The organism is Bacillus sp. S71 (genome assembly GCF_016625265.1).
Classification (GTDB): Bacteria; Bacillota; Bacilli; order Bacillales; family Bacillaceae_G; genus Bacillus_A; species Bacillus_A cereus.
Map to the genome: position 1 here is coordinate 371846 of NZ_JACVUW010000005.1, position 22687 is coordinate 394532.

The following is a 22687-nucleotide window of genomic DNA, read 5'->3' on the forward strand; positions in this document are numbered from 1 at the left end:
CCATTCATTCTTATGGAACAACTCTTTCTTTTAGAACATACTTAAGGGGGAAGAGCATAAAACGTAAATTTTCTAAATATTTTTACTGGTACGTGCATAAGTATAGAATTTATTGACTATAACAGTAATAACCCAAAAAAAATAGCCCCTATGTCAAAAGACATAGAGACTATTTCAATTAAGCGTGAAGATCAGAAACTTCTTGTTCTTTCACTTCTTCTACTTTTTCGTTTACACGTTCAATAGTTGCACCTAATGCAGCTAATTTCTTATGGAAATCTACATAACCACGGTCAAGATGTTTTAACTCAGTTACACGAGTATAACCTTCTGATACTAAACCAGCTAAGATTAATGCAGCTGCAGCACGTAAATCAGTTGCGCCTACTTCAGCACCTTGTAAGCTGTTTGGACCGTTCATAATAACAGAACGACCTTCAATTTTAATATCAGCATTCATACGACGGAATTCTTCAACGTGCATAAAGCGGTTTTCGAATACCGTTTCTGTAATCATGCTTGTTCCATCAGCTTGTAGTAATAATGCCATCATTTGTGATTGCATGTCTGTTGGGAAACCTGGGTGAGGCATAGTTTTAATATCAACCGCTTTTAACTTATCTGGGCCGATAACACGTACACCTTCGTTTTCCTCAATAATTTTAACACCCATTTCTTCCATTTTCGCTGTAATTGAGCGTAAATGTTCAGGTACAGCATTTTCAATTAAGATGTCTCCACCAGTAATTGCTGCTGCAACCATGAATGTTCCCGCTTCAATACGGTCAGGAATAATAGAGTGGTTTGCACCATATAATTTATCAACGCCTTCGATACGAATCGTTCCAGTTCCAGCTCCGCGTACTTTCGCTCCCATCGCATTTAAGAAGTTAGCTAAGTCAACGATTTCTGGTTCTTTCGCTGCGTTTTCAAGAATTGTTGTCCCTTTTGCTAATGTAGCTGCAGACATAATGTTTTCTGTCGCGCCTACGCTTGGGAAGTCTAAGTAGATTTTAGCTCCTTTTAGTTCTCCCTCAACATATGCCTCAACAAAACCGTTACCAACCTGTACTTTTGCTCCCATTGCTTCGAAGCCTTTTAAATGTTGGTCAATTGGACGTGAACCGATTGCACATCCACCAGGAAGTGCAATACGAGCACGACCGTTACGTGCTAATAATGGTCCCATTACTTGAACAGATGCACGCATTTTACGTACATATTCAAATGGTGCTTCAATGTTTAGTTCTTTAGAAGAATCGATTGTTACTTGATTATTTTCAAATACGACTTCAGCATTTAAATGACGTAATACCTCATTAATTGTGTATACATCAGACAAAACTGGTACTTCAGATAGTACATTCTTTCCATCACTCGCTAATAGGGCTGCAGCGATTATAGGTAATACAGCATTTTTTGCGCCCTCAACACGCACTGTGCCGTTTAACCGCTTTCCGCCACGGACGATGATCTTTTCCAAATTATTCCCCTCCGTGTCCTTTTTTCAGTATCTATTCACTCAATACTCAGAAGTTATGATCGGTGTGCCAACCACAATTGTATCTTTGTTGTCTGTAGAACGTATTGCTATTTGCACATTTATTTTCTCTCTATTTGTTGAAAGAGCGTCATCCCACTTTTTATTGTATGCGGAGACTGACACAAATGCTCTTTCTTCTACTTGTTCGATCGCTCTTGCTGAAAGATCTTTCAAAACCTGATTGGTTTTATTTTGCAAAACACCTTCAATCTTATCATTCAGTACACCTTGAACACAAGTGTAAATTATAGGTTTTTCACTAAAAATTTTATTTACTTTTTGAACATACTTCGGGTCCCATTTCGCCCCACTTACTTCAAAGATAATGAAAGTGTTTTCTTTAGTATTTTCTTTACTCCAAGTTACTACTACTCGTTCTTCATGAGAAGCAAACTTTTTATAGGATGTAGCTTTATATCCATCTGGAGATTGCTCTACTTCCCACTTTTGAATATTTGCCTTGTCCTTCACATCGTTTAACAACTTTTGAAACGTATGTATATTAGAAATTGTTTTTGTTTCTCTAGCTAACCATGACCATTTTTCTACTTTAGCATCATTTTTCTCTAAAGCCTTAATCATGCTCTCCATTTTCTGTTCATCGCTTATCGGTTTCATCTCTCTATATCCAACCAAAAATAAAACAACACTAAGTGCAACAATAAGAATGGCTTTAAGCTTCAATTTCATCCCCTCCTATCCCCATTGTTAACGGAGATTTGAGGTTCTATACACTTACTTTACTAAATACGTTAAACTCTTCGAATAGCCTAAATAATCAAGGAAAAAGTTACTTACAGATGTCCCAATTGCAATTGTAATTAAGATGAGTAATACTCGCGTCTGCAGCACTTTTCCGGACTTCATTAAACGCTCAATGTGAATGCCTTGCAAAGCCCACCACGTAATGGTAATAAACAATAAATGCGAAACAATGGCAATCAGTGCTTGTTGCCCTAAAAGTTGTGCCAAAAAATCGACCCCTTTTTACTCAGCTACTACTTATGAAAGAATATAAAAACGATACCATAATAAGTAGGAGCCACACTTTTTCAAATGCACATAGACATCTTACATTTTACATCGTGATTTTCTTTCAAAAAACGTATATCTACATTACAAGTTAACACAAAATAAAAAGCGCAGAGTACTGACTCCACACCTTTTATTTTCACTATTGTACCACGTTCCCTAAGAAGAAGAAATCTTTCATTAATGGAAAATATTCATAAAAGAAATTGTACCCAATCATCGGCATAATCCCTAGTATTACAATCGAAATTGCACAAAGGCTCATAACAACCTTTATATTTAATGGTAACCGTATCCTCTCTTCTGTCTCTCCGGTGCGGAAAAACATTTGTTGTAAAATACGGAAATAATATACGAATGAAACAACTGTCGTACCCATCATAATCGAAGCTAGTACGTAATGTGCTGGTTCTACATGAAGCGCGCCTAAAAAGATGTTAATCTTTCCAATGAAGCCAGCCGTCCCTGGTATCCCGGCCAGCGATAAAATAAAGATTGTCATCATGATCGCTGCAAATGGTGATTTCTTATATAATCCGGCGAAAATCGTTATATTTTCCTTATCGTTTTGTAAGATTAAGCCGTGGATAATGGCAAACGCGCCTATATTCATAAGCATGTATGCCAACATATAAAACCACATGCTATCCAGCGTAAATGGTGATAATGCCACAAGTGGAACGAGCAAATACCCAGCATGCGCAATACCTGAATAAGCAAATAAACGTTTTATGTTGTATTGTTTTAACGCGACTACATTCCCAACAATCATCGTAATACTTGCTAGCACCGCAATATATATACTCATATGCCCATATAAAGACTGCATATCTCCTTGTATTAATACACTTGCAAAAACCATAAGGAACAAACGAATAATGAGTAGGAACCCAGCAATTTTAGAAATCGTTCCAAGAAAGGCAGTAACAGGTGTAGTCGCTCCTTCATACACATCAGGTGCCCACATATGAAACGGCACTGTGGCAATTTTAAATGAGAGACCGACTAGCAATAAAAGAAATGCGAGAGCTAGCAATAACTGAATACCACTAGCGAGCTCCCCAGTGAGTACCTTTTGCATATCTACAATGTTAGTTGAACCTGTAATACCGTATAAATAACTCATTCCGAAGAGCGTGATCGCCGTTCCAATTCCTCCGCTAATGACATATTTCATTGCCGCTTCATTTGATGCACGGTTCTTTTTTCGTATTCCTACTAAAATATAAGAAGAAAGTGAAAGTAACTCTAAACCAACGAAAAGGGTGATAAAGTCAACACTAGAAGCCATGAACATCGCACCAAGAAGTGCCATTAAAAATAAGTAATAATATTCGCCCTTATCTTCAATCGGATTCTTCTTATCATCGCTCATTGCGATGCATAAAATGAGAGCTGAGGCGCCTAATAACAACGTTTTAAACCCTTTTGAAAATCCATCTAACACAAACGATCCGTTTAAAATATCTCCAGCTGGTTCGCTATATAGCGTAATTAATGAAACAATTGCTAATACGATGGCAGCAATCGCACCAAGAGCTACATATCTATGGTTCAGCTTAAAAAACAAATCACATATGGAAAGAAGGATGGCGGCCCCGAGAATAATAAATTCTGGCACCATTAGATGCCACGATAAGCTAAGTAACGTATTCATATCCATCCTACTTCACCCCCAATGTTTTCAATGTATTTTGAAGCGGATCCCCTAGTATCTCTGGCATAACTCCAATTGCAATAATACAAAAGATAAGTAGTAAAACAGGGACATACTCCCATCCATGTATATCAGATTTTGCTTCCCACTCTTTCTTTCCGAATGTCACTTGAAGTGTCGCCCTTAATACATATACAGCGGTTAAAATGATGCCAATCACACCGACTGCAGCAATGACGGGCTCTCCTTGAAATAAACCGAGAAAGGCAAGAAATTCACTAACAAACCCAGACATCCCTGGTAATCCAAGCGATGCCATTCCTCCTGCTAAGAAGAAGCCGCTAAGTACTGGGACACTTTTTGCGAGTCCACCAAGCGCTGTAATTTCTGATGTTCCGAAACGTTGTTCTATAACACCGAGTAAGAAAAACAGTAAGGCTGCAATTAAACCGTGCGATACAACCTGGAATAACGCCCCTTGTGTACCCGGTGCATTAAGTGACGCAAGTCCCATTAACACAATTCCCATATGCGAAATACTAGAGTAAGCCAGTACTTTCCTAAAGTCCGTTTGGATGAGCGCTAAAAAGGCACCGTACAATAAATTAATTACACCTAATATCGCAATTAGCGTTGCAACATCGTGAAAATATTCCGGGAATAGCCCTTTTCCGAAGCGAATAATACCGTACGCTCCAATCTTTAGCAAAACACCAGCATGAAGCATAACTACAGCTGGATGCGCTTCTATGTGCACATTGACCATCCAACGGTGCAACGGAAAAACAGGTAGTTTAATTGCAAAGGCAATCATTATGGAAATAAATACACCAAGCTGCAAGCTACTTGGGATGATGAGTTCTCCTTCTGCACTTACGCTTCTTAATATCTCTTTCAGCTCCACAATATTTGTTGTACCTGTTTTCGCGAACAAAATTGAGAAAACAATGAGCAAAATAGCTGATCCAATACCGTTATATATTAAATAACTATACGCAGCCTTTTCGCTCGACAATTTCCCCCACTTCCCAATCAATAAGAACATTGGTGGCAACGTAATTTCAAAGAAGATAAAAAACAACATTAGATTTTGAGCAGCAAAGACGCCGAGCATCCCTATTTCTAGCATGAGTAACAGCATATAAAATGCTTTTAAATTTCTTTTAATAGAAAAGGCTGCAATTGCTGCGAGCATCGCTAGAAGAGCCGTCAGCACCATCATAACAAGCGACAAACCATCAATACCGAGCTCGTAATAAATAGAAAACCACCTTTTATCCACCGCTGTAAAATCTCCGAACTTAATCCATTTCACCTTTTCATCAAATAGTGACAAACTCTTTCCAGAAGCATATGTACAAGCGAGGACGATAGCGATTCCAAATGGAAGTGCCGTCCCAAATAAGCCAAGCGCCCGCACTGTACGCAATTCCTTTTTCGGTGTTAATACAAGCAATAAAATTCCTAAAAGCGGGGAAAAAATGAAGAACGTTAACAACAAATCATTCATCGTAAATCCCCTCCTGTATAGAGCAAAATAATGACGAGTACAGCGAGCGAAACCGCCGTTACAGTACCGTACACTTGTACATTCCCGTTTTGAAGTTTCGATCCAAGATTACTTGTGCCTTTAACTACGCTTCCAATTAAAACTGCAATTCCCTCGACTACATACACTTCAAATAAGCGAAGCACATGAGCGATTCCTTTTGTAATAGGGATCACCGTCATGTTGTATAGTTCATCCACATAATATTTTTCTTTCAAAAGATTATAAAGCGAGGTTTCCGTACCCCCAGCCCAATCTCTAGAAATTGATTTCTTGCCATATATAAAATATGCAAGAGCGATTCCCGCAAATGAAACGAGCGTCGCAACAATCATAATCCAAACTGGCCCATGCGCTTCTTCAACCTTGAACCCTACACCTTTCGTCAACCAATCTCCGAGAAACGTACCGAACCATGGTGTATTTATATATCCTGCCACTACTGCGAGAACGCCGAGAACAATCATTGGATACGTCATAACGCGGGGCGACTCATGCACATCTTCCTTCGTCTTCGTTTCTCCGGTAAAGACAAGAAAGTATAGGCGGAACATATAAAACGCTGTCAAAAACGCCGCAATTACTGCTAAAGTAAATAAAACGTAATTGCCATTCATCCAAGTCGCCGCTAAAATTTCATCTTTGCTGAAAAAACCGGAAAGGAGCGGAACACCGCTAATGGCAAGGGTACCTATTAGAAATAGCGTACCAGTTACTTTCATCTTCTTCTGTAAACCGCCCATTTTATTAATGTTTTGCGTATGCACTGCATGAATTACACTTCCTGCTGCCAAAAATAGTAGTGCTTTAAAAAAAGCATGTGTCGTTAAATGGAAGACACCGGCTACATAACCTGCAGAACCTAACGCAAGCATCATATATCCAAGCTGGCTAACTGTAGAATAAGCAAGTACTCTCTTTATATCTGTTTGCACGAGACCGATAGAGGCCGCAAAGATTGCAGTGAAAGCTCCAACGATTGCCACGGTCTGCATCGCCACTGTACTTGCTGAAAATAGAGGGAACATCGTCGCTACTAAATATACGCCTGCTGCAACCATCGTCGCGGCGTGAATAAGTGCCGAAACAGGCGTTGGCCCCTCCATTGCATCTGGCAACCACGTATGAAGCGGGAACTGACCTGATTTCCCCATCGCCCCGATAAAAATTAATATCGCTGTTATCGTAATCATGTAAGGAGGTAAATCCCCTGTATAAATCGCCCTAAATATTGCGTCATATTCAAAACTACCTGCGTACCAAAAAATTAAAATCATCCCGATAAATAAACCAACATCCCCAATACGGGTCATAATAAAAGCCTTTTTTGCAGCAGCCTTCGCTTCTTCTTTAAAGAAATAAAAACCGATAAGTAAAAATGAGCCAAGGCCAACTAATTCCCAAAATATATAAAGCTGTAATAAATTCGTTGATATAACAAGCCCTAACATCGCAAATGTAAAGAGTCCTAAATATGCGTAAAAGGTTGGTAATCGTTCATCACCTTTCATATAACCTTTCGAATACACATGTACAAGCAGACTCACAAGCGTAACGATAAATAACATTAAAGCTCCTAATGCAGTCACCTCAAAGCCGAATGATATATCCACATCTCCAGCTCTAAGCCACACCCACTTATGCTTCACGCTTGCTTCTGAAAACCTTTCTATTAACACAAGTACCGCAAGTATAAAGGAGAGAAAGACGAAAAAAATACTAAGTACGCTGCTTCCTTCTCTAATTTTCTTCCCGAATATAATAAGTAACAAAAACGAAACGAGTGGGAAAAGCGGTATGAGCCATGCATAATCGATCATTGTTTCCTTCCCCCTTTTTCGGTCACAATGCTATCCTTTGAGCGTATCCATTTCATCTACCTGAACTGTCGTACGATTACGATACAAAGCAATTAAAATAGCGAGTCCTACCGCCGCTTCTGCTGCCGCTACAGCCATCGTAAACAGTGAGAAAATTTGACCTGTTAAATTCGGAAATAGGCCTAATTTACTAAACGCCACTAAGTTTAAATTGGCAGCATTCAGCATTAATTCGATACAAACTAATACGATTACTGTATTCCGCTTTGTTAAAGCTCCAAATAGACCGATGCAAAACAAAATAATCGCAAGTGTTAAATATGCAGAAGCCGGAACGCTACTCATTGGAATCCTCCTCTTTCTCGTCCTTTTTCGCAAGTATAATCGCGCCAACGAGTGCTACAAGTAAAATAACTGAAGTTAGTTCAAATGGAATAATATATTTTGAATAGAGAAGCGTACCGATTTGAAGTGTGTTGTTTTCATGGAGAGGTAAACTTCCTTGTGTGCTTTCATTTGCAAAATCAACATTATTAACAGCGAAATACATAACCGCTCCAAATGCTACAACTGCAAAGAAGATAATCCATTTTCGAAGAGTAAGACGCGATTCATTTTCCGCGTTATGTTTCGTTAACATAATGCCGAAAATCATAATAATTGTGATTGCACCAGAGTAAAGTAAAATTTGTGCAACGCCTATAAATTCAGCTGATAAAAGAAAATACAAACCTGCAATGCTGAGAAATGTCAGAACGAGAGCTAGCATCATGTGCATAACTTTCGTTAAGTTCAACATAAGAACACCGCCGATAATTGCAGACAAGGATAGTATAAAGAATGCTACAAACTCGCCATTCATGCCTTATTCTCCTTCCTGACGTTTTCGTCGTTTTCGTCAAGCCACTGCAAATTTTTAAATAAGTCATCACGTGAATATTCCGCGAGTTCAAAGTTATTTGTCATGACAATTGCCTCTGTCGGGCAAACTTCTGTACATAAATCACAAAGAATACAAATCTCAAAATTAATATCATACGTGTCGATAATTTTTCCTTTTTTCGTAGGATCTGGATGTTTCTTTCCTGTTAACTGAATACAGTCTGTCGGACAAATGTTAGAGCATTGATTACAAACAATACATTTCTCGGGATAAAATTTTTGAATCCCCCGAAAACGGTCTGGCAACGGCAACGGCTGATTTGGATAATCATACGTTACCTTCTTCTTGCTCAAATTACTTAATGTATATTTTAATCCTTTAAATAGTCCTTTCATCTCTTACTGGCACCCCCCTCATAGATTAGAAGAATAACTCCTTAATCAATGCCGTTAAGAAAATATTTGCAAGTGCAATCGGCAATAATACTTTCCATCCAAACTCCATTAACTGGTCACCTCTTATACGTGGGAACGTAACGCGGAACCAAATTAATAGAAAGACTACACTGCTAAATTTCAAAGCAAACCATACGGCACCTGGGATAAATCCAAGAAACATGACTGGATTCCATCCTCCTAAAAAGAGCACTGTAATTAACGATGCCATCCCGAAGAAATATACGTACTCTGAAAGCATGAAAAACGCCCAGCGAAAACCTGAGTATTCCGTATGGTATCCAGAAACAAGTTCTGACTCCGCTTCTGGCAAATCAAATGGCGTCCTATTTAACTCTGCAACTGCTGCGATTAAGAAAACGACGAAGCCAATTGGCTGTACGAAAATGTACCAAACCTTCTCCTGCGCCGCTACAATCTCATTTAAATTCAGGCTACCAGCTAACAAAACGATACCAATTACACTCATTACGAGCGGAATCTCATAAGAAATCATTTGCGCCGCCGCACGCATCCCTCCTAAAAGGGAATATTTATTATTCGATGCCCATCCCCCAGTTACAACACCTATCGTCGTAATACCGGAAACAGCAATATAATAAAGTAGCCCGACTCCAATATCTGCAAATTGAAATTTATCAGTGAACGGGATAACTGCAAGCACCATAAATGCTGGTGCAAATGCAATGACAGGCGCTAATATAAACAGCGGTTTATCTGCTGCTTTAGGAATACTATCTTCTTTCAATAATAGTTTTAAAACATCAGCTACCGTTTGCAGTAAACCGAATCGGCCTCCAACCTGGTTTGGTCCAATCCGCCCTTGCATAAACCCCATCACTTTCCGTTCTGCCAAAATTCCATATGTAACGAAGCCAAGGACTGCAAATAGTAGAAGCACCGCTAATCCGAAAAAAATGAAGAAATTCGTCCAGCTTGAAGGTGATTGTAAGAGCGTCTCAATCATTAGCCATCAACCTCCCCAAGTACAATATCAACTCCACCTAAAATCGTAATTAAATTAGCGATGTTTTCACCTTTTAATAACTTCGGTAAAATTTGCAAGTTATAAAAAGATGGTCTACGAAACTTCAAACGGTACGGCTCTTTCTTTCCATCACTTGCGATATAACAACCAATCTCTCCGCGCGGCGATTCTATACGTACGAATGCTTCTCCCTTAGGTGCCTTAATAATTTTCGGTACTTTTGCCAGCACAGCTCCATCTTTCGGGAACTGTTGAACCGCTTGCTCAACAATCTTTAAAGACTCCTCGATTTCTTGCATTCGGCAAACGTAGCGATCCCAAGCATCTCCCACACTTCCAACAGGAATATCAAAATCAAAACGATCATAAATCGAATATGGCTCATCTTTGCGAAGATCCCAGTTTACTCCAGTGCACCGCAAATTTGCTCCGCTTAAAGAATACGAAATCGCTTCTTCCGCGCTATATATACCAACGCCTTTCACACGATTTAAGAAAATCTCATTACCGCTAACAAGATCATGATAACCTGCCAATTGCTCTCTCATATACGGAACAAACTCTTCCACCTTTTCAATCCAACCATCTGGCGCATCCCACTTCACACCACCAACTCTCATATAGTTAAAAGTAAGCCGTGCCCCGCATAATTCATTTAATAAATTTATAATCATCTCTCGTTCACGAAACGCGTACAGAAACGGGCTGACCGCTCCTATATCAAGAAGATTCGTCCCCCACCAAACGAGATGACTTGCAATTCTTCCTAGCTCCATCGCAAGTACTCGCAAGTATTCGGCACGCTCTGGAATTTCAAGCCCCATCATCGTCTCTACAGCATGGCAAATGACGTAATTATTCGTCATGGCTGATAAATAGTCCATTCGATCTGTATAAGGAATAATTTGCGTATACTGTAAGCTCTCAGCAATCTTTTCCGTCCCGCGATGCAAATACCCAATAACCGGTGTAGCTTCTTTAATAATTTCCCCGTCAATCTTAATTACGAGCCTGAACACACCATGTGTACTCGGATGCTGAGGTCCTACATTCAAAAGCATCTCTTCCGTGCGGATCATAGCTACACCTCCACATCATACGGTTCATAGTCTTTTCTAAGCGGATATCCTACCCAATCCTCTGGCATTAAAATACGCGTTAAATTCGGATGCCCTTTAAATACAATGCCGAGCAAATCGTACGTTTCTCTCTCCGGCCAGTCAGCCCCTTTCCAAAGCGCTGTCACAGACTCGACTTGCGGCGCTTCCCGGTCTAGTTTTACCTTCACCGCTACCGATTGTTTCTTGCCATATGAAAACAAATGAACATACACTTCCATATGTGTCACAAAATCCGTCGCATGTAGCTCTGACATATAATCAAAAGCAAGTCCCTCATGGAATCGCAGTGACTCCATCACTTCATAATATTTTGCGGGATCCACCACAAGAGTTGGCACATCCTTTGACAATTTATTAATATAGGAATCTACTAATGCACCCTCTCCTAACTTCTCCCTAATAGCCTCAACATACTGATTTAAATGCGGTTGATTTACAGACGGTTCTTCCTGCTTTGGCTCATCCTCTTTCTTACCTTCAGCTCCCTTTGTCTTCGCTCTTGCAGCCGCTGCTGCTTTCGCTTTTGCAGCTGTAATTGCCTTGGCCTTTTCATCTCCCGAGTCCGCATCACCTTGCGAGGCTTTCTGCTTCGCTAATGCTGCTGCTTTTGCCTTGGCCGCCGCCACCGCCTTCGCCTTGGCTTTCGCTTTTTCTTCTTCCGTTACTTCTTCCGTCCCTTCTCTTTTCTGTTTCGCTAACGCCGCCGCTTTTGCTTTTGCAGCTGCTGCCGCCTTCGCCTTGGCTTTCGCTTTTTCTTCTTCCGTTACTTCTTCTGTCCCTTCTCTTTTCTGTTTCGCTAACGCCGCCGCTTTTGCTGCCGCTGCTGCCTTTGCCTTCACTTTCGCTTTGTCTTCTTCCGTTACTTCTTCTGTTCCTTCTCTTTTCTGCTTCGCTAACGCTGCAGCTTTTGCTTTTGCTGCCGCTGCTGCCTTCGCCTTCACTTTCGCTTTTTCTTCTTCCGTTACTTCTTCTGTTCCTTCTCTTTTCTGCTTCGCTAACGCTGCAGCTTTTGCTTTTGCTGCCGCTGCTGCCTTTGCCTTCACTTTCGCTTTTTCTTCTTCCGTTACTTCTTCTGTTCCTTCTTCTGTTCCTTCTTCTGTTCCTTCTCTTTTCTGCTTCGCTAACGCTGCCGCTTTTGCTTTTGCAGCTGCTGCCGCCTTCGCCTTGGCTTTCGCTTTTTCTTCTTCCGTTACTTCTTCTGTCCCTTCTCTTTTCTGTTTCGCTAACGCCGCTGCTGCACGTCGTTTTGCTTCTTCTATAGTAATATCATCATTTTTTGGTAGCGCTTTCTCTTTTTCTTGATCTTCTGCCTCAAGCTCACTTATTTCCGCCCCGTGTTTCTCTACAAGGCGTTTTCTCGCTTCTTCTTTTGCACGCCTAGCTGCTTCTTTTTTCAGATCCTCTAAATCTTTGTTTGGATTACTCATTTATTCGTCACCTGCTTCCCGGTCTTTGCTTCGTAACGAATTTTTTCTTTTAATTTATTAATTCCATAAATTAAAGCAGCCGGATTTGGGGGACAACCAGGAATATACACATCAACTGGTACGATTTGGTCTACACCTTTCACAACAGCATATGAATTTACATACGGACCACCTGCTGTCGCACAAGATCCCATCGCAATAACCCATTTCGGTTCAGGCATTTGATCATATAAACGCCGAACAATAGGAGCCATCTTCTTCGTTACTGTTCCCGATACAATCATGACGTCCGATTGCCTTGGTGAAGTTCGAAAAAATGACCCAAATCGATCTAAATCATAATGTGATGAGCCTACTCCCATCATTTCAATTGCACAGCACGCCAGTCCGAATGTCATCGGCCATAAAGAATTGCTCCTCGCCCATCCTTTCAACTGTTCCAATGTAGAAAAAAAGATATTTCGTTCTAATTCTGCTCGCTCATTTGGATGTAATTCCTCAAAATTTATAACCATTGTAACACCTTCTTTTTCCAAGCATACGCTAATCCAACTAGCAACATTACAACAAAGATGAGCATTTCAATTAATGCAAATAAACCTAGCTTGTCATACGCAACAGCCCAAGGATATAAAAATAAAGTTTCTACATCAAAGATCACAAACAATAAAGCAAAAATATAATAACGAGCATGAAACCGAATATTTGCATCATGAAAAGGCTCAATTCCACTCTCATACGTCGTCGCCTTTGCTGCACTTGGTTTATTTGGGCGCAGCATCCTTCCTAATGTAAGAGCCACTACCGGCAGCAATATACCTAATAGCAAGAAAATCAAAACGATCATATAACTATTTTCATATACACTTGCCATTGTGAAACCCTCCCCCCTAAATTAAGAACAAGTTCACATAGTAAACAATATGTCCTAGTTGCAGTAATTATTATTTTTAAATTTTTCTAAATAATTCAACTATTCTAATCATTATAGCAAACTTCAAATTCCTATGTCGATATGTTGGGAGACAGAAACAAGAATTATTAAAATCTATCTTTACAACTTGCTATAATTGTGCAAAATAAATATAAAACTTATATATGCTTTTCAAGGAACCGTAGGTGATATAAATGAAAAAACAAACACATGTAAGTATTCTTATAAGCATTGTATTGCTGTCCATAACGCTTCACTACGTAGCGATGCCTTTTCTATATGAATACTCATTTCCTTTTCAGCTATTAATCGGAACGAGTACCCTATTAATTGATATTATCGCTTGTAGTTATATTCTTTACTTTTCAAACATGAAAGAAGGGCTACCTCGTTTATTTTGGATCATATTATCTGTTGGAGCTCTCTCTTATTTTATCGGTGATATAGTCGTTGCCTATCAGCGTTTAATTGTAAAGGACTTCTATACGTTCGTTGATCCGTCTGATTTTTTTTACTTACTTTTTTTAGTTAGTTTTGCATTTGCCTTTCTATACGAAATCATTTATAACCGAGATTTATTAGAAAAACTTTTTATGCTATGTGATATTTGTATTATCGTTACAGCCCAATTTACTTTAAGTTACTACTTACTTATTGAACGAACCATTCACATCTTTACAACATCCTATATCGACATATTTGTTCAACTTACCTATCCAATGGCTGATTTACTCTTTCTTTTAATAGGAATCAATCTTTTATTCAAACCACTATCCTTATTACCTAAAAAGGTTGGTGCGCTTCTTGGCAGTGCTTTAATTTTATATGCTACTACAGATGCGATTTATGCTTATATAAAATACTTCATACCAGAGTATTCTATGTTTACAGTTACTCCTTTCTATCAAGTAACCTTAGTACTAGTAGCAATTGCCTGTATTCTCCATACAAAAGAACCTGAAAAACAAGAACAAGTACTACTAACACTTAAAATTGGTGAAGCAATCCGATTATCATTACCGTATATTTCGGTAGTAATGCTTATTGTTTTTATATTAGTCGAATACGTTTTTGCGCCTATTATAGTAATCGGACTGATAATAACTTTCTCTTTCGTTCTCATACGTCATAGTTTAGTTCGAAAACAAAATAAAATATTATTGCTAGCTCAAATGCAATTCAACTCAGAACTCGAGAAACAAATTGAACTACGTACAGAAGATTTAGTAGAACAGAAAAATGAACTCTATCATAATCAACAAATGTTTAAATCTTTATACGAGCATCATCCAGATCCAATCTTCACATTAGATTTGTACGGTAATTTTCTCAAAGTAAATAACGCTGGTACTACTTTACTCGGTTATCAAACGAATGAATTATTAAACCAGCCTTACTACTCACTCATATACGAAGAAGATTTAGAAGAAATGATTAACGCCTTTCATCGTGTAAAAAAGGGATATTCTATCTCTTTAGAAATACGGGCATACCATAAAAACAGAGATATTTACTACTTGCACGTTACCGCCGTACCGATCTTTTTAAAGGAGAAAATTTCTGGAGTCTATTTAATGATTAAAGATATTACGGAAAGCAAACAACAACAAGAACAGATTAATTTCCTAGCATACCATGATACTTTAACCGAGCTTGCAAATCGTCGTGCATTTCATCAACATTTAGAACAGGCAATTGCACGAGCAAAAGTATCGAAAAAGTCTTTTGCTGTTATGTTTCTCGACCTAGACCGTTTTAAAGTTATTAATGATACCCTCGGTCATCGAGTAGGAGATCTATTGCTTATCGCAGTAGCAAAAAGGCTCGAAAGAATATCAACATCAAATATGAAACTCGCGCGGCTAGCTGGAGATGAGTTCACAATCCTTATCGAGAATTACAAAAAAAAGCCAGATGTCCAAAAAATAGCTGATATGATTGTAGCGGCCATGAATGAGCCATTTGAAATCGAAAATCAACATTTACAAATCTCACCGAGTATCGGAATTGCAATATATCCTGAAGCAGGTGAAGATCCACTATCCATTTTGCAGCATGCTGATATGGCCATGTACGAAGCAAAGAATAAAGGAAAAAACGGTAGCTCTCTTTACACGAAAGAACTATATAAAAAAATGGAGCGAAAAGCTCGAATTGAAAAAGATTTGCCAATCGCTTTAGTAAACAAAGAATTTTATCTCGTTTATCAACCACAAATTGATACGACAACAAATAAAATTATCGGTGCTGAAGCTTTAATACGGTGGAAACACCCGCTATTAGGTGACATTTCACCATGTGAGTTTATTCCAATTGTAGAAGAGACGCCACAAGTAGTCCCACTTGGACATTGGGTATTACAAGAAGCTTGTCTCCAATTAAAAATATGGCATACCTTTGGCTACCAAAATTTAAAAATAAGTGTTAATTTATCTGCAAAAGAGTTCCGGCAAGATCAATTAATCGAAAACATTTCACAAATATTAAACGACGTGCAAGTCGATCCAAAATATGTAACCCTTGAGTTAACAGAAAGAATTGCAATGATTGACGAGAAAGAAACGTTATTAAGACTGAAGCAATTAAAAGAATACGGTATCCAAACTTCCATTGATGACTTCGGTACTGGGTATTCTTCTCTTGCTTATTTATCAATTTTTCCAATCGACACATTAAAAGTACCGAGAGAATTTACACAATTAGCTGATCATCGTCCTGAAGAACGAGCCATCGTTTCTACAATCCTTTCCCTCGCAAATACTTTAAATCTTTCAGTCGTTGCCGAAGGAATTGAAACCGAAAAACAGCTTAAGTTTCTGCAAAAACATAAATGTAAATATATGCAAGGTTACTATTTCAGTAAACCACTTACTAGCAATCAATTTATAAAGTTTCTACAAAAAACCCCCAGTATGAACAAATAATTCATACTGGGGGTTTTTTAGTGCTAAATATTTTTCTCATAATATTCTTCTGCGATCTCTTCGTAAAAAGCCGCAGATGTTGTGTAGAAATATGGAATTAACCATAAGAATCCAATCCCTAATGTAATACAACTTAATATAAACCAACCGATAAAACTTAAACATAAAATAAAATACTCCATCTTATGTCCATCCATCATACGACGACTTTCTGTAATAGCTTGGTTCAGTGAATATTCAGGATGATCGTTTATAATAAAGTATGTCATCGCATAAGAAAATGATTTAATAATACCTGGAATAATGAACAATAACGTCCATAAGAAAAGATAAAGATTTACTAATAAATATAATAAAAATGATTTTAGAAATCTCTTTCCCTCTGAAAACCAAATGAATACATTACCGATACTAGCTTGATTTTCACGAAGGATATTTAAACCAAGGTAATATCCACCTAAAGTTAACGGCCCAGTAACAAAAAATGTAAGAATATTCGTTGAAAGTGAACCATTTGTTTTTTGCCAACCGAAAATTAAAGAAAATCCCCAATCAACACTAAAACTAAAAGCCGTGATAAGAATTGAAATGAGCAGTGTAGCTCCAACAGCTAATCCCCACTTCCCTTCTAATGAATCTAGTGCTTCTCCTTTTAGATCACTAATCATGCGTAGCCTCGCCTCCTATACACAATAATTCTATTAGTATAGCATGTTCCTATTGAAATTCACCTTTTGAAATGTAGCGATAAAAGTGTGCTGTCGTTGTACTCATATACGGACTAAGCCAAAGAAATCCTATTCCAAAAGTAAGAAGCGCTAAAACAACCCAACCTATGAAGCTCAGCCATAAAAGAAACAAATCTAACTTATGACCCCTCATAAGATTCTTACTTTCCTTCATCGCCTGCGAAACACTATATTCTGGATTTTCAATCATCACATAGTACGTCAGTGCATAAGAAAAATACATCACAATCATACCAACAATTGAAATTGCTAATAGTACGAAGAAAGCTATTGCAAATGACGTATTCCCTTCTTCACCTAACAATGCAAATAAGCCTATTAACAGCATCGGAATCCATGTACCCGTATATAACAAAATCGCAAGCATTGCCCACATTGTTTTCATCATTCTTTTAAAGCCACGAAATCCTTCGAATAAGTAATCTACTTTAGCATCTTCTCGTTTACTAATCTGTAAAAATACATTTGTATAACCATATGACGTAATCCCATACGATGCGTTACTCAAAATTATCATAATGCAATAAAAAATTCCAAAGGTAATACCCGCTCCAATTGACATCGTTTCCGCTTCAAATGATCCAGTCACACTTACAACTGAAAGAAATATAATAATTCCTGGAATTAATAATATAAGCATTGCAGCCATCGAAACGACATAACTTAAAATAAAATATAAAATCGTTGATCCAACACCTAGTCCCCATTTCCCCTTTAAAGAGTACAATGCTTCTCGTTTCATTTCACCGATCATTGATTCATCCCCTTCATAAAATATAAATTGTTGTACACTTCTACTTATACAAGCATCAATATAATTATACCAGTTTTGTAAAATTATCCATAAAATACACAAAAAAAATCCGTAAAGGCAAGGCCCTTACGGATTTTTTTACTTCATATCAGAAACATTTAAACGGTTCACAGCACGTTGTAATGCCATTTCTGCACGTCTAAAGTCAACATGTGCTTGTTTGTCTTGCATACGTTGCTCAGCGCGACGCTTCGCTTCATTTGCACGATGGATATCGATATGGTTTGCTTCTTCAGCAGATGATGATAATACAGTTACTTTATCTGGACGAACTTCGATAAAGCCACCGCTTACTGCTACATAATCAGTGTGTCCACCATTTTTCAGACGAACTGCACTAATTTTTAATGGTGCAACAGTTGGAATGTGACCTGGTAAGATCCCCATTTCCCCACTCTCTGCTTTTACACTTACCATTTCTACTTCTTTTTCGTAAACCGGTCCATCAGGAGTTACAATACTGACTGGAAATGTCTTCATACTTCGTCCCTCCTAAGGCCTTACGCCATCATTTTCTTCGCGTTCTCAATAACTTCTTCAATGCTACCAACTAAGCGGAATGCATCTTCTGGAAGGTCATCATATTTTCCTTCTAGAATTTCTTTGAAGCCACTAACTGTATTTTTTACAGGTACGTAAGAACCTTTTTGACCTGTAAACTGCTCAGCTACGTGGAAGTTTTGAGATAAGAAGAATTGAATACGACGAGCACGATGTACAACTAACTTATCTTCTTCAGATAACTCATCCATACCTAAGATAGCGATGATATCTTGAAGTTCTTTGTAACGTTGTAAAGTTTGCTGCACTTGACGTGCTACTTCATAATGCTCTTCTCCTACGATTTCTGGAGAAAGTGCACGAGATGTAGATGCTAATGGATCTACGGCTGGGTAAATACCCATTTGTGTTAAACGACGCTCTAAGTTTGTTGTTGCATCTAAGTGAGCGAATGTTGTAGCTGGTGCTGGGTCAGTATAGTCATCGGCTGGTACATATACCGCTTGGATAGACGTGATAGACCCTTTATTTGTAGATGTAATACGCTCTTGTAATTGACCCATTTCTGTTGCAAGTGTTGGTTGGTAACCTACCGCAGATGGCATACGACCAAGAAGGGCAGATACTTCAGAACCAGCTTGCGTGAAACGGAAGATGTTATCGATGAACAGAAGTACGTCTTGTCCTTGCTCATCACGGAAATGCTCAGCCATTGTTAAACCTGTTAATGCAACACGTTGACGTGCTCCAGGTGGCTCATTCATTTGTCCGAATACCATCGCAGTTTTCTTGATTACGCCAGAATCGCTCATTTCATGGTATAAGTCATTACCCTCACGAGTACGCTCACCTACACCAGCGAATACAGAGATACCACCGTGCTCTTGTGCGATGTTGTTAATTAATTCCTGAATTAATACTGTTTTACCTACGCCGGCACCACCGAATAGGCCGATCTTACCACCCTTAATGTAAGGAGCAAGTAAGTCTACTACTTTAATACCAGTTTCAAGAATTTCTACTTTAGTAGATAATTCTTCGAATGCAGGTGCTTGACGGTGAATTGGATCACGGTGTACATCCGCAGGAAGTTCACCATCTAAGTCAATTGCATCACCTAATACGTTGAATACACGACCAAGTGTTGCATCACCAACTGGTACAGAGATTGCTTTACCAGTATCTTCTACTTCTGTGCCACGAACAAGTCCATCTGTGGAAGACATCGCAACTGTACGAACTGTATCATCACCTAAATGAAGTGCAACTTCAAATGTTAAGTTCATGCTTCCGTTTTCGTTGCTTTGTTTTACCGTAAGGGCGTTGTAGATTTCTGGTAGCTTTCCGCCATCAAACTTAACGTCTACAACCGGACCCATGATTTGCGTAACGCGCCCTTTATTCATCGGGTTCCCTCCTAGCTTTCTTTTAATTAGCCAGCTCTCTAAGCGAAGTCGGCTTTTAATTTTTTATTAGTTTAGCTTACGCGACTCTTTTGAAAGAGCCGCTTCCACTTTTTATTGAATCTAGTTCCAGCGGCTAGAACAGTCGGTCATTTCGCGCCTTCCTGTGAGGCAAACTACGCCTCTTCGTCAGGAGCTCCAATGCCCTCCTGTTCTGGACGAGCCGCTTCCACTTTTTATTACTATTCTAACGCTGCTGCTCCACCAACGATTTCCGTAATTTCTTGCGTAATCGCTGCCTGACGCGCACGGTTGAATGAAAGTGTAAGTGAATCGATAACTTCCATTGCGTTGTCTGTAGCACTCTTCATTGCTGTCATACGCGCTGCGTGCTCACTTGCTTTACCATCTAGTAATGCACCGTACACTAAGCTTTCTGCGTATTGTGGCAATAATACTTTTAAAATTTCTTCTTCAGAAGGTTCAAATTCATAAGCTGTCGTCGGTTTGTCAGACGCCACATCAGTAAGCGGTAAAATTTTATTTTCCGTTACTTCTTGTGAAATTTTACTTACGTAATGGTTGTAGTAAATATACAGCTCATCATAAGCACCATCTGCGAACATCGCAATTGCTCGAGAAGCAAGATCTTTAATATCAGTAAATGATGGGTGGTCAGATAATCCAACTACTTCATCAATGATGTTAAAGCCGCGACGTTTTAAATAATCACGTCCTAGTCGTCCAAGTACAATAATTGAATATTGATTTGAATCCATATTATGACGTTCACGAATTACGTTACTTACTGTACGTAATACGTTACTGTTATAACCACCTGCTAGTCCGCGATCAGATGTAATAACGATGTATCCTGTACGCTTTACAGGACGCGCATTTAGCATTGGATGATTAATTCCTTTACTTCCTTGCGCAATGCTCGCTACTACTTCTTGAATCTTTTCCATATACGGAACGAAAGATTTAGCATTTTGCTCTGCACGGTTTAACTTAGATGCAGATACCATCTCCATCGCCTTCGTAATTTGACTCGTTTTCTTTGTCGAGGTAATCTTCGCTTTTATATCGCGTAAAGATGCCACAGGTTTTCACCACCTTTTTTCCGGAAGTTGGCACGATTAGTAAGAATCCTCTTCCTAATCTACGTTGCAAGATATTCTTGCTCATGATTGAAGGAAAAGAATAGGTGCACCTACTCTTTTCCTTTACATAACCGTCAGCAATCTCAGAGGCTGAGATGCCTTATATATTATCTAGCGTCGGCGGCTTGTACGAGCCGCTTCCGCTTTTATTAATCTAGTTCCGCCTCTTAGCCGATGGGGCTGAACAGTCGGCTTCACTTTTATTATTATTCAGAAGCTACGAATACTTTTTTAAATCCGTTAATTGCTGCTGCAAATTTGTCGTCATCCGCAAGTTTCTTAGTTGTGCGGATTTCTTCTAATAAGTCAGTCGCATTAGAATCTAACCAAGCATGGAATTCTTCTTCGAAACGAGTGATATCTACTACTGGGATATCATCTAGGAATCCACGTGTTAAAGCGTAAAGAATGATAACTTGTTTCTCTACACGTAACGGTTTGTGTAATCCTTGTTTTAATACCTCAACAGTACGAGCACCACGGTTTAATTTCGCTTGAGTTGCTTTATCAAGGTCAGAACCGAACTGAGCGAACGCTTCTAACTCACGGTAAGATGCAAGGTCAAGACGAAGTGTACCTGATACTTTACTCATTGCTTTAATCTGAGCAGATCCACCTACACGAGATACAGAAGTACCCGCATCGATCGCTGGACGTACGCCAGAGAAGAATAGGTCAGATTGTAAGAAGATTTGTCCATCCGTAATAGAAATTACGTTTGTTGGGATGTATGCTGATACGTCCCCTGCTTGTGTTTCGATGAAAGGTAGTGCAGTTAAAGAACCGCCGCCTCTTGCATCACTTAATTTTGCTGCACGCTCTAATAAGCGAGAATGTAAGTAGAATACATCCCCTGGATAAGCTTCACGACCTGGAGGACGACGTAATAGTAATGACAGCTCACGGTAAGCCGCTGCTTGTTTTGATAAGTCATCATATACTACTAATACGTGTTTACCATTGTACATGAACTCTTCACCCATTGTTACACCAGCATAAGGAGCTAAGTATAATAATGGAGCTGGTTGAGAAGCAGATGCAGTTACAACGATTGTGTACTCTAATGCACCGTGCTTACGTAGTGTTTCTACTACGTTACGTACAGTTGATTCTTTTTGTCCGATAGCTACATAGATACAAATCATATCTTCATCTTTTTGGTTAATGATTGTATCAAGTGCAACTGCTGTTTTACCAGTTTGACGGTCACCGATGATTAACTCACGTTGACCACGGCCAATTGGTACAAGAGCGTCGATCGCTTTAATACCTGTTTGAAGTGGCTCATGAACAGATTTACGATCCATTACACCTGGTGCTGGACTTTCGATTGGACGAGTGTTTGTTGTATTGATTGGGCCTAAACCATCAACTGGTTGACCTAATGGGTTTACAACACGACCAATTAGTTCTTTTCCTACTGGTACTTGCATGATGCGACCAGTACGACGAACTTCGTCACCTTCACGGATTTCTGTGTAAGGTCCTAAAATGATAATACCTACGTTGTTTTCCTCTAAGTTTTGTGCTAGTCCCATAACGCCGTTAGAGAACTCTACAAGCTCACCAGCCATAACGTTATCAAGACCATGAGCACGCGCAATACCGTCACCAACTTGGATAACTGTACCAACATCACTAACTTCGATTTCAGACTGATAGTTCTCGATTTGTTGCTTTATCAGTGCGCTAATTTCTTCAGCTCTGATGCTCATGTGCTTCAC

General features: G+C 39.1%; 21 protein-coding genes. 1 reads left to right on the forward strand and 20 read right to left on the reverse strand.

Annotated features, from left to right (window positions below):
* Positions 1-178: 178 nt before the first annotated feature.
* The 14 genes from murA to nuoA form a co-directional block, all read right to left on the reverse strand.
* Positions 179-1483, reverse strand: coding sequence for a UDP-N-acetylglucosamine 1-carboxyvinyltransferase (gene murA, locus IBT51_RS14705; protein ID WP_000411275.1), 1305 nt, complete (start codon positions 1481-1483; stop codon positions 179-181).
* Positions 1484-1522: 39 nt separating this feature from the next.
* Positions 1523-2227 carry a YwmB family TATA-box binding protein gene (locus IBT51_RS14710; protein ID WP_000767913.1) on the reverse strand — a complete coding sequence of 235 codons (705 nt, stop codon included), beginning with the start codon at positions 2225-2227 and terminating at the stop codon, positions 1523-1525.
* 51 nt (positions 2228-2278) lie between these two features.
* Entirely contained in the window at positions 2279-2515 is a 237-nt protein-coding gene (locus tag IBT51_RS14715) for a DUF1146 family protein (RefSeq protein WP_000057889.1), read from the reverse strand.
* A 202-nt stretch (positions 2516-2717) separates the two neighbouring features.
* Positions 2718-4232 (reverse strand): NADH-quinone oxidoreductase subunit NuoN, encoded by a 1515-nt coding sequence (nuoN, locus tag IBT51_RS14720; protein ID WP_326267563.1) that lies wholly within the window; start codon positions 4230-4232, stop codon positions 2718-2720.
* A gap of 7 nt (positions 4233-4239) precedes the next feature.
* Positions 4240-5742 carry an NADH-quinone oxidoreductase subunit M gene (locus IBT51_RS14725; RefSeq protein WP_053563318.1) on the reverse strand — a complete coding sequence of 501 codons (1503 nt, stop codon included), beginning with the start codon at positions 5740-5742 and terminating at the stop codon, positions 4240-4242.
* Positions 5739-7601, reverse strand: a complete 1863-nt coding sequence (gene nuoL, locus IBT51_RS14730; RefSeq protein ID WP_200458746.1) for an NADH-quinone oxidoreductase subunit L — start codon at positions 7599-7601, stop codon at positions 5739-5741. Before nuoL ends, IBT51_RS14725 begins: the two co-directional genes overlap by 4 nt.
* A 30-nt stretch (positions 7602-7631) precedes the next feature.
* Complete coding sequence (nuoK, locus tag IBT51_RS14735; protein ID WP_000100079.1) at positions 7632-7946, reverse strand: NADH-quinone oxidoreductase subunit NuoK; 315 nt, start codon at positions 7944-7946, stop codon at positions 7632-7634.
* Positions 7939-8463: an NADH-quinone oxidoreductase subunit J gene (locus IBT51_RS14740; RefSeq protein WP_001012812.1), complete on the reverse strand. Its 525-nt coding sequence runs from the start codon at positions 8461-8463 to the stop codon at positions 7939-7941. Before IBT51_RS14740 ends, nuoK begins: the two co-directional genes overlap by 8 nt.
* Complete coding sequence (nuoI, locus tag IBT51_RS14745) at positions 8460-8879, reverse strand: NADH-quinone oxidoreductase subunit NuoI (protein ID WP_000677191.1); 420 nt, start codon at positions 8877-8879, stop codon at positions 8460-8462. The genes IBT51_RS14740 and nuoI overlap by 4 nt, the downstream gene beginning before the upstream one ends.
* Positions 8880-8904: 25 nt before the next feature.
* The gene (gene nuoH / locus IBT51_RS14750; RefSeq protein ID WP_000573426.1) at positions 8905-9906 is read right to left on the reverse strand and encodes an NADH-quinone oxidoreductase subunit NuoH; all 1002 of its coding nucleotides are present in this window, start codon (positions 9904-9906) and stop codon (positions 8905-8907) included.
* Positions 9906-11006 (reverse strand): NADH-quinone oxidoreductase subunit NuoD, encoded by a 1101-nt coding sequence (gene nuoD, locus IBT51_RS14755; protein ID WP_000621434.1) that lies wholly within the window; start codon positions 11004-11006, stop codon positions 9906-9908. The genes nuoH and nuoD overlap by 1 nt, the downstream gene beginning before the upstream one ends.
* A gap of 2 nt (positions 11007-11008) precedes the next feature.
* Positions 11009-12475 carry an NADH-quinone oxidoreductase subunit C gene (locus tag IBT51_RS14760; RefSeq protein WP_200483285.1) on the reverse strand — a complete coding sequence of 489 codons (1467 nt, stop codon included), beginning with the start codon at positions 12473-12475 and terminating at the stop codon, positions 11009-11011.
* On the reverse strand, positions 12472-12990 hold the full coding sequence (gene nuoB, locus IBT51_RS14765; protein WP_000236331.1) for an NADH-quinone oxidoreductase subunit NuoB: 519 nt from the start codon (positions 12988-12990) through the stop codon (positions 12472-12474). The genes IBT51_RS14760 and nuoB overlap by 4 nt, the downstream gene beginning before the upstream one ends.
* Entirely contained in the window at positions 12981-13349 is a 369-nt protein-coding gene (gene nuoA / locus IBT51_RS14770) for an NADH-quinone oxidoreductase subunit NuoA (protein WP_000179273.1), read from the reverse strand. The genes nuoB and nuoA overlap by 10 nt, the downstream gene beginning before the upstream one ends.
* Positions 13350-13603: 254 nt before the next feature.
* On the opposite strand from nuoA, the gene IBT51_RS14775 reads away from it, so the two are divergent.
* Positions 13604-16333 (forward strand): putative bifunctional diguanylate cyclase/phosphodiesterase, encoded by a 2730-nt coding sequence (locus IBT51_RS14775; protein ID WP_200458682.1) that lies wholly within the window; start codon positions 13604-13606, stop codon positions 16331-16333.
* Positions 16334-16356: 23 nt separating this feature from the next.
* Here the strand turns inward: IBT51_RS14775 and IBT51_RS14780 are convergent, their stop codons facing one another.
* The 6 genes from IBT51_RS14780 to atpA all read right to left on the reverse strand — a co-directional run bounded on the left by IBT51_RS14780 (position 16357) and on the right by atpA (position 22678).
* On the reverse strand, positions 16357-17001 hold the full coding sequence (locus tag IBT51_RS14780) for a DUF975 family protein (protein ID WP_023523558.1): 645 nt from the start codon (positions 16999-17001) through the stop codon (positions 16357-16359).
* A 49-nt stretch (positions 17002-17050) separates the two neighbouring features.
* Entirely contained in the window at positions 17051-17836 is a 786-nt protein-coding gene (locus IBT51_RS14785) for a DUF975 family protein (protein WP_053563312.1), read from the reverse strand.
* 138 nt (positions 17837-17974) lie between these two features.
* Entirely contained in the window at positions 17975-18376 is a 402-nt protein-coding gene (gene atpC, locus IBT51_RS14790) for a F0F1 ATP synthase subunit epsilon (RefSeq protein ID WP_000847215.1), read from the reverse strand.
* 20 nt (positions 18377-18396) lie between these two features.
* Positions 18397-19803: a F0F1 ATP synthase subunit beta gene (atpD, locus tag IBT51_RS14795; RefSeq protein WP_001032596.1), complete on the reverse strand. Its 1407-nt coding sequence runs from the start codon at positions 19801-19803 to the stop codon at positions 18397-18399.
* A 239-nt stretch (positions 19804-20042) separates the two neighbouring features.
* Entirely contained in the window at positions 20043-20903 is an 861-nt protein-coding gene (gene atpG / locus IBT51_RS14800) for a F0F1 ATP synthase subunit gamma (RefSeq protein ID WP_000157703.1), read from the reverse strand.
* A 266-nt stretch (positions 20904-21169) separates the two neighbouring features.
* Complete coding sequence (atpA, locus tag IBT51_RS14805) at positions 21170-22678, reverse strand: F0F1 ATP synthase subunit alpha (protein ID WP_000027521.1); 1509 nt, start codon at positions 22676-22678, stop codon at positions 21170-21172.
* Positions 22679-22687: the final 9 nt, after the last annotated feature.

Coding starts and splice junctions, on each gene's coding strand:
- nuoN (WP_326267563.1), bottom strand. CDS start 4,232: ATGAATACGTTACTTAGCTTATCGTGGCATCTAATGGTGCCAGAATTT.
- IBT51_RS14725 (WP_053563318.1), bottom strand. CDS start 5,742: ATGAATGATTTGTTGTTAACGTTCTTCATTTTTTCCCCGCTTTTAGGA.
- nuoL (WP_200458746.1), bottom strand. CDS start 7,601: ATGATCGATTATGCATGGCTCATACCGCTTTTCCCACTCGTTTCGTTT.
- nuoK (WP_000100079.1), bottom strand. CDS start 7,946: ATGAGTAGCGTTCCGGCTTCTGCATATTTAACACTTGCGATTATTTTG.
- IBT51_RS14740 (WP_001012812.1), bottom strand. CDS start 8,463: ATGAATGGCGAGTTTGTAGCATTCTTTATACTATCCTTGTCTGCAATT.
- nuoI (WP_000677191.1), bottom strand. CDS start 8,879: ATGAAAGGACTATTTAAAGGATTAAAATATACATTAAGTAATTTGAGC.
- nuoH (WP_000573426.1), bottom strand. CDS start 9,906: ATGATTGAGACGCTCTTACAATCACCTTCAAGCTGGACGAATTTCTTC.
- nuoD (WP_000621434.1), bottom strand. CDS start 11,006: ATGATCCGCACGGAAGAGATGCTTTTGAATGTAGGACCTCAGCATCCG.
- IBT51_RS14760 (WP_200483285.1), bottom strand. CDS start 12,475: ATGAGTAATCCAAACAAAGATTTAGAGGATCTGAAAAAAGAAGCAGCT.
- nuoB (WP_000236331.1), bottom strand. CDS start 12,990: ATGGTTATAAATTTTGAGGAATTACATCCAAATGAGCGAGCAGAATTA.
- nuoA (WP_000179273.1), bottom strand. CDS start 13,349: ATGGCAAGTGTATATGAAAATAGTTATATGATCGTTTTGATTTTCTTG.
- IBT51_RS14775 (WP_200458682.1), top strand. CDS start 13,604: ATGAAAAAACAAACACATGTAAGTATTCTTATAAGCATTGTATTGCTG.
- IBT51_RS14780 (WP_023523558.1), bottom strand. CDS start 17,001: ATGATTAGTGATCTAAAAGGAGAAGCACTAGATTCATTAGAAGGGAAG.
- IBT51_RS14785 (WP_053563312.1), bottom strand. CDS start 17,836: ATGATCGGTGAAATGAAACGAGAAGCATTGTACTCTTTAAAGGGGAAA.
- atpC (WP_000847215.1), bottom strand. CDS start 18,376: ATGAAGACATTTCCAGTCAGTATTGTAACTCCTGATGGACCGGTTTAC.
- atpD (WP_001032596.1), bottom strand. CDS start 19,803: ATGAATAAAGGGCGCGTTACGCAAATCATGGGTCCGGTTGTAGACGTT.
- atpA (WP_000027521.1), bottom strand. CDS start 22,678: ATGAGCATCAGAGCTGAAGAAATTAGCGCACTGATAAAGCAACAAATC.